This window comes from Methanobrevibacter thaueri (assembly GCF_015062905.1).
Lineage (GTDB): Archaea > Methanobacteriota > Methanobacteria > Methanobacteriales > Methanobacteriaceae > Methanocatella > Methanocatella thaueri_A.
In genome coordinates, this window is the sequence record NZ_SUTK01000069.1 from 1 (window position 1) to 6,135 (window position 6,135).

Here is a 6,135-nt window from a genome sequence, read left to right on the forward strand (position 1 = left end):
CACCATCCCGCTACATACCTATGAATGATGTTTACGGAGGGCTGACTTGAACCCTCCTTCCTCCCTATTATTTTACGCACAGCCAATTGAAATCCAACGTATATTTGAGACAAAAACATTCGTTTTATACGTAATCAGGATCATTGCAACTTCAATGAAAACACCAACTGAAATAGTTGAAGAGATGGATGCACGATTCAGTCTTGTTTCAAGGATACTTGGAGATTTAAAAGATAAAGAAATACTTGTTTGCGTTAATGAAGAAGATGAAACCGGAAGACTCTACAAACTGACCGAAATCGGTTTAAAAATTCACAATAACTTATAACACCAATTTTCAATAGCTTAAGCCATAACACTATTTTTTGCCTTGTTATTAAAAATGGGTAAACATTAACAAAGTATTATATAAACCGATTGCCATTAGAAAACAATAACTGAAGTTTTTGTTTTGATTTAAATTGATGGGATTGACATTAACGGAGAAGTTTTCAGTTTTGGGTTTTTGATTTTGCACTTGGATATATATGAAAGCGTTCTAGAAATTAGGTTTTGAATTGGTGATGGGGGTGTTAAAGTTTAAAACTAAATAAATTCCTTTATTTCACTTAAATTAAAGTTATTATATATGTACATATATATCCTTTGATAAAATTTCGATATTAAGGATAAAAATAGTTAAAGGTGATATTATGGGTTTATTTGATTTTTTTAAGCCGAGTAAAGAAAAAGTATTGAAAGAAAGTGTGGATGAAATTGTAAGGATATATAGCCGTAACCCTGGTGGTTTTATAATGCGTTCTCCTGAGTCTCAACCTTTACGTAATATTGGACAGAAATTATATGATGCTGGAGGGATGGGTCTTATGCTTAAAGCACATAGGATGGCTACAATGAGAGGAGTTAATGGTAGAAATCTTGAAGCATGTTGGGATGGCGTTGGTGAATGGGCAGGATAAATTCCATAATTTAAATTTATAAATATATTTATGTACAAATCAAAGGGGAAAACGAAAATGATGATTCAATGACATTAAATGGTGTTAATGGATATCTGCATCACTTTGAGAAAAGTGGTAATTATTTTTTCTATTATGCAAAAGACAACAAGTCTGTTGGAATTTTAACAAACAATAAAGACATAATTGGAGACTTTATTATTTCTTAGGAAAAGTCAATCAAATTCATGTATTAAAAAATTTTTTATATTAAGGATGGTGAAAAATGAATATTAGAAAGATTTTAGTCATTTTTTTAGCTTTAATAATGACTGTTTCATTAGTAAGTGCTGTTAATGCTGGACTTTTCGATTTTTCAGGAAATGATTCTGGAATAATTGATGGTAATATCCAATCTTCCTCATATGATTTCAGGGTTGTTCCATCAACCGAAGTAACCACAGGAAATCATGAAGATTTGGCATATTTCGATTGTGATATTAAAATTGAATTAAATGCTTCAGAAGATCAATTGAATAAACTTCAAAATGCAATTGATGAAAATAAAACCATTGATATTGCTGTTGTTCCTGAAGATACATCGATTATTTCAGATGTAAGTTCAAACAATGATAATATAAGTATTAATGATCTTTTTAGTGAGTTGAGTTTGGAAAACAATGTTTTAAATGTACATGTTAAAAATCAACCAGCAAATAAGTTTAACAATGCTGTTTCAGATTCAAGTAAAGGTTCAATTACTTCTGGAAAACTGATAATCAGCGAAGAAAACTTCGAGATTAACTTTAGTTAAATTAAATGTCAGTAATATATGGGGGGAAAAATGAATATTAAAAAAATTTTGGTAACTTCATTGGCTTTAACAATGATTGTCCTATCAATGAGTGCTGTTAATGCAGGATTCTTCGATTTTTTATCTGATGTGCCTGAACTTTCTGAACAAGATTTTGAAAATTTTACAATGAAAGTTCCAGTAGATTCAACATTCAAAGAATCCAGTTCAATGAATAGGTATGATGGCGATGACAGTGAAAATGCAATGAACTTCCTGTCTGATGATAGTCCTGAAGGATCACATCCTTCTTGGAGCGATGGAAATATTTCAATTCATTATTTTGATTATAAAGACGACGGATTTTCTGATTACAGGGAGGTGTTAAGTGCTCAAATTAATTCTATTGCTGAAATTTGCATTCCTGAAAATGAAAGACAAGAGGGAGACTTACATATTTTTACAGCACACCCAAATGATCATGATGTGTATGTAGTATGTAAAGAATCAAATAACAAATTGATTGTTCTAACAGACACCAATATGAATTTGGATTTGTTAAAAGAAATGGGAAATTCGGTAAAATTTAAATGAAAACAATTTGAGAAAAGAATATTTTAACAACCGATTTAAAAAATGTGGGGTAGTTCAAATTAAAACAACTTAGGGATAGATATTCATGTTGCAAACAATGTTAATTTTGAGGACAACATTGAATAATTATCCTCTTCTTTTTTTATTATTAACAATTAGTGTTCATCCTTTTGAATAATTTCTGCAAAAATATTCAATGAAAATGAATTATTTTTTAAAAATTAATCTTAAATAACTTATTTCATAATTTAAACTGATAATAATCAGTTATAAGTAATTTTAAGATGCAAGTGAGCACTTGCAGTCGAAAACCTTTATATATGGGCCTCTTTAAACTATAAAGTAGAGTTTGTAAAAAACTTAAAAAAATTAAAAGGGGCAAGTTAAAATGAACAAAGCAATATTGATTCAAGGCTTAATATTTGTATTGGTTGTTTCAATCGCATTTGCAGGAGTCTATGCAGGAGAAGCCGGAGACGCCCCACACCATGACACAACCGAGAAGGTAGACGGATTGTATGTTAGTGGATCAGGTGACGTGAGTCATGTGCCGGGATACTCCAATTCATTTGGCGATGCCCCTCACATTGAAAGCGCAGCACCAAACATTTAAACTTGAATATATTTACAGGCGATACTATTATACTTCATCCCCGCATAGAAAATCAATTATGTTAATATGTTTAACACCCTCTTTTGAAAAGTCATGATTTTCAGTTGTTATCAATATTGATTCAAATTTATCAGAAATTCTCAATAATGGTGTGATTTCACGATTTAGTGTCTTTTCACTTGTTAACCTATAAGAAACTTGAATATACTTGTATTTACCTGATTTCTCACATACAAAGTCCACTTCAGTATTGTCGGGATGTCTCCCGATATTGATTTTGTATCCTCTTCTCAAAAGCTCCACATAAACAATGTTTTCAAGAATTTTAGTAACCTTCAACATGTTGTCTTCTATTAGTGCATGGTGAAATCCATGATCTGTCAAGTAGTACTTTCCAAGTATTTTCATTTCTTTTCTTCCTTTAAGCTCAAAGCATTTACATTTGGAAATGAAAAATGACTGGTTTAAATATTGATTGTATTTAAGCAATGTGTCCTGAGAAGTATAGATGTTATTGCTTTTCAAGTAGTTCTTTATGCTTTTGGATGAAAATATTTCACCAGTACTGCTAATCATATATCTTACAAAGCGTTGCAGCAAGTCAATGTTGTTTATCTTAAATCGAGAAACCACATCTTCAAATAATATGGAATTATAAATGTCTTTCAGGGCCAATTTTTTAAATTCATCACTGCCCAGTGACAGTATACCTGGCATGCCTCCAAAGTTAAAGTAATCATCATACAGCTCACTTATTGTGTCTTTTGTTAATTCCATTCCCTCTATTTCATTTTTATACTGCAGGAATTCCTTGAATGAGAATGGATAAACATTGATTGTGAGATATCTTCCGGTCAAGAGTGTTGCAAGTTCACCGGACAACAATTTTGAATTTGAACCTGTGATATAAATGTCTGAATCGATTGAAACCCTATAACTGTTGATGGATTTTTCCCATCCTTTAACCTGTTGGATCTCATCAAAAAACAGATATACTTTTCCCTCAAGATTATCTGTTTTGCTGTAAACAACTTCATCTAATTGTTCGCAACTATCTATATGAGCATATTCTCGTGATTCAAAGGAAATGAATATTATATTTTCTTCTTTTACTCCCATTGATTTGATTTCATCAATAATATTATACATTAAACTAGTCTTACCAGACCTTCTAATTCCAATGTATACCTTAACAAAATCAGAGTTAACATAATCCTTTAAGTTATCAACATAATCGTAACGTTTGATTAATTTATTCATCATGAAATTTCACCCCTTTATATTTTAATAAAAAATACATTTTATAAAAGAAAATTTTTAAAATATATAAAAAAATTCTTCCTATAAAAGAAAAATTTTCATAAATTAAAAAAAATTCCTCCTATAAAAGAAAAATTATCTAATTATATATTAATAGAAAAAGACATATAATACTTTCGCCAATTCTGCACTTAGCTTACAAGATACAACTGATATTTATACACATATTGATTTGACTTTAAAAACTAAAAAAAAAGGAGTACCTATTAAAAAATGATTAAATGAAAAATGCAAAAAAAGAAAAAAGTGCAGATGCAATTGCATCCACATTAGATTTAAATTAAACCGAGCTTTTTGGCTGTCTTTTCATCAACTTTACCGGTCACTTTAAGACCTTTGTCATGCTGGAACTCCTTGACGGATCTCTCGGTGCAGCTTTGGAACTTGCCGTCAACCTTAAGGTAGTGTCCTTTGTATGAGAGGTAGTATCCATGGTCTTTTAAGGCCCTTTGGATTTCCTTAACAGTTGATTTGTCCTTGCTTCCTTTGGAAACAGTCTTGAAGGTGACAATAACTTTGATATTGGCTTTTTTAGTTATTTTGTTGTAGTACTTGTTTCCTTTATAGGTTATTGTTGCCTTGAAGGTTCCTTTCTTTTTGAGATTTTTAATCTTGAAGACCGCTTTACCTTTACTGTTGGTAGTGGCCTTATAAGTCTTTCCTTTGACTTTCAGGGTGACTTTGGCCTTCTTGATTGCCTTGCCGGTATTGTCCTTTAAGGTAATAGTGTATTTTTTGGTTTTGACACTGGTTTTAAAGGTTTTCTTTTTGGCGGTAAGTTTAGGAGTGGCCTTTTTGACAGTGACTTTAACATCCTTGGTTGACTTGTCATAGTTAGTGTTGCCGTTGAATGTTATTTTTGCAGTGTATGTTTTAGGAGCAAGTCCATTGGTTGATACCTTGATCTGACCATTTTTGTCTGTGGTGTAGGTTTTAGCACCGTTCAAGTCAACAGTTACGCTAGCACCAGTTAACGGATTGCCGTTGCTGTCTTTTAAAGTGATTACCAACTCTTTGTTGATGTTGTATGTTGTGGACACATCAGCACCGGTAATGCTGGTTGCCTGTTTGTTTACAGTGAATGTTTTTGTGTCGTTTGATTGATGGTATATTCTGCTTTCGTTGTTGAGTATTGTTATTGTGTATTCGCCAGCGTCGAGGCCAATAACAGTAATAGTGTCATTTGTGATGATTATTTTATCATCGGATACTCCATCAATTGTTACTGTTACGTTGGTTTTGTTTTCAATAGTGTATTTGATTGTAACGTTGTTTGGATATATGGTATTGTTAATTGGTTCGATTGTGACTTTGGAATCGTATTTGATTACTTTAACATTTATTGTTTTGTTTTCAGCTGCTGCATAATCATCATTACCGGCAAAACTGACTGTAATGATTGCGGAGCCTTCACCAACAGCTACGATTTTTCCATCTTCAACTTTAGCAACAGTAATGTTGTTTGAAGTGAAAGTTAACTCACCCACATCTGCAGGAGTTAATGCAGCACCAGTACCAATGGAATCCCCTACAAGCAATTCGACAGTTTCATTTACAATTGTGATTTCAGTTGGAGTTTTAGAAATACCGATTGTTGCATTTGTAATTGTTACATTATCCAATCCAACATATGTTGCATTGACCTGATAATCACCATAAGCATCAAATTTATGCACTGCCCACCAGGTACCATTAGTGCCATAGGTTGCCTCGATTTGAGTGCCGTTTGGTAAGATAAATAGTAATTTATCTGGCATAAGCTCACTGTAAATATTGGATTTTGCAGTGATGTTAACAGTCTTATTAGTTGTTGTCTGAGAGGTGACATTCACATTGAATTTAGTGTTGTTTGAGATTGTTTTTTCAGCTTCAGTATA

7 protein-coding genes are annotated in these 6,135 nt (G+C 32.0%); 5 read left to right on the forward strand and 2 right to left on the reverse strand.

Going from position 1 to position 6,135, the window contains the following annotated elements:
• Nucleotides 1-46 precede the first annotated feature (46 nt).
• The 5 genes from E7Z79_RS08870 (at nt 47) to E7Z79_RS08890 (ending at nt 2,938) form a co-directional block, all read left to right on the forward strand.
• Nucleotides 47-328, forward strand: coding sequence for a hypothetical protein (locus E7Z79_RS08870; RefSeq protein ID WP_303723557.1), 282 nt, complete (start codon nt 47-49; stop codon nt 326-328).
• A 466-nt stretch (nt 329-794) separates the two neighbouring features.
• On the forward strand, nt 795-959 hold the full coding sequence (locus tag E7Z79_RS08875) for a hypothetical protein (protein ID WP_287411234.1): 165 nt from the start codon (nt 795-797) through the stop codon (nt 957-959).
• A gap of 265 nt (nt 960-1,224) precedes the next feature.
• Nucleotides 1,225-1,752 (forward strand): hypothetical protein, encoded by a 528-nt coding sequence (locus tag E7Z79_RS08880; protein ID WP_303723558.1) that lies wholly within the window; start codon nt 1,225-1,227, stop codon nt 1,750-1,752.
• 48 nt (nt 1,753-1,800) lie between these two features.
• A complete protein-coding gene (locus E7Z79_RS08885) occupies nt 1,801-2,325 on the forward strand; it encodes a hypothetical protein (protein WP_303739594.1) in 525 nt (174 codons plus the stop codon).
• A gap of 388 nt (nt 2,326-2,713) precedes the next feature.
• A complete protein-coding gene (locus E7Z79_RS08890; RefSeq protein ID WP_303723559.1) occupies nt 2,714-2,938 on the forward strand; it encodes a hypothetical protein in 225 nt (74 codons plus the stop codon).
• A 27-nt stretch (nt 2,939-2,965) separates the two neighbouring features.
• Here the strand turns inward: E7Z79_RS08890 and E7Z79_RS08895 are convergent, their stop codons facing one another.
• Together E7Z79_RS08895 and E7Z79_RS08900 are read right to left on the reverse strand one after the other, a co-directional pair.
• A complete protein-coding gene (locus E7Z79_RS08895) occupies nt 2,966-4,201 on the reverse strand; it encodes an ATP-binding protein (RefSeq protein WP_303723560.1) in 1,236 nt (411 codons plus the stop codon).
• A gap of 332 nt (nt 4,202-4,533) precedes the next feature.
• The coding region (locus E7Z79_RS08900; protein WP_303739595.1) for a peptidoglycan-binding protein at nt 4,534-6,135 on the reverse strand (1,602 nt) is incomplete at its 5' end.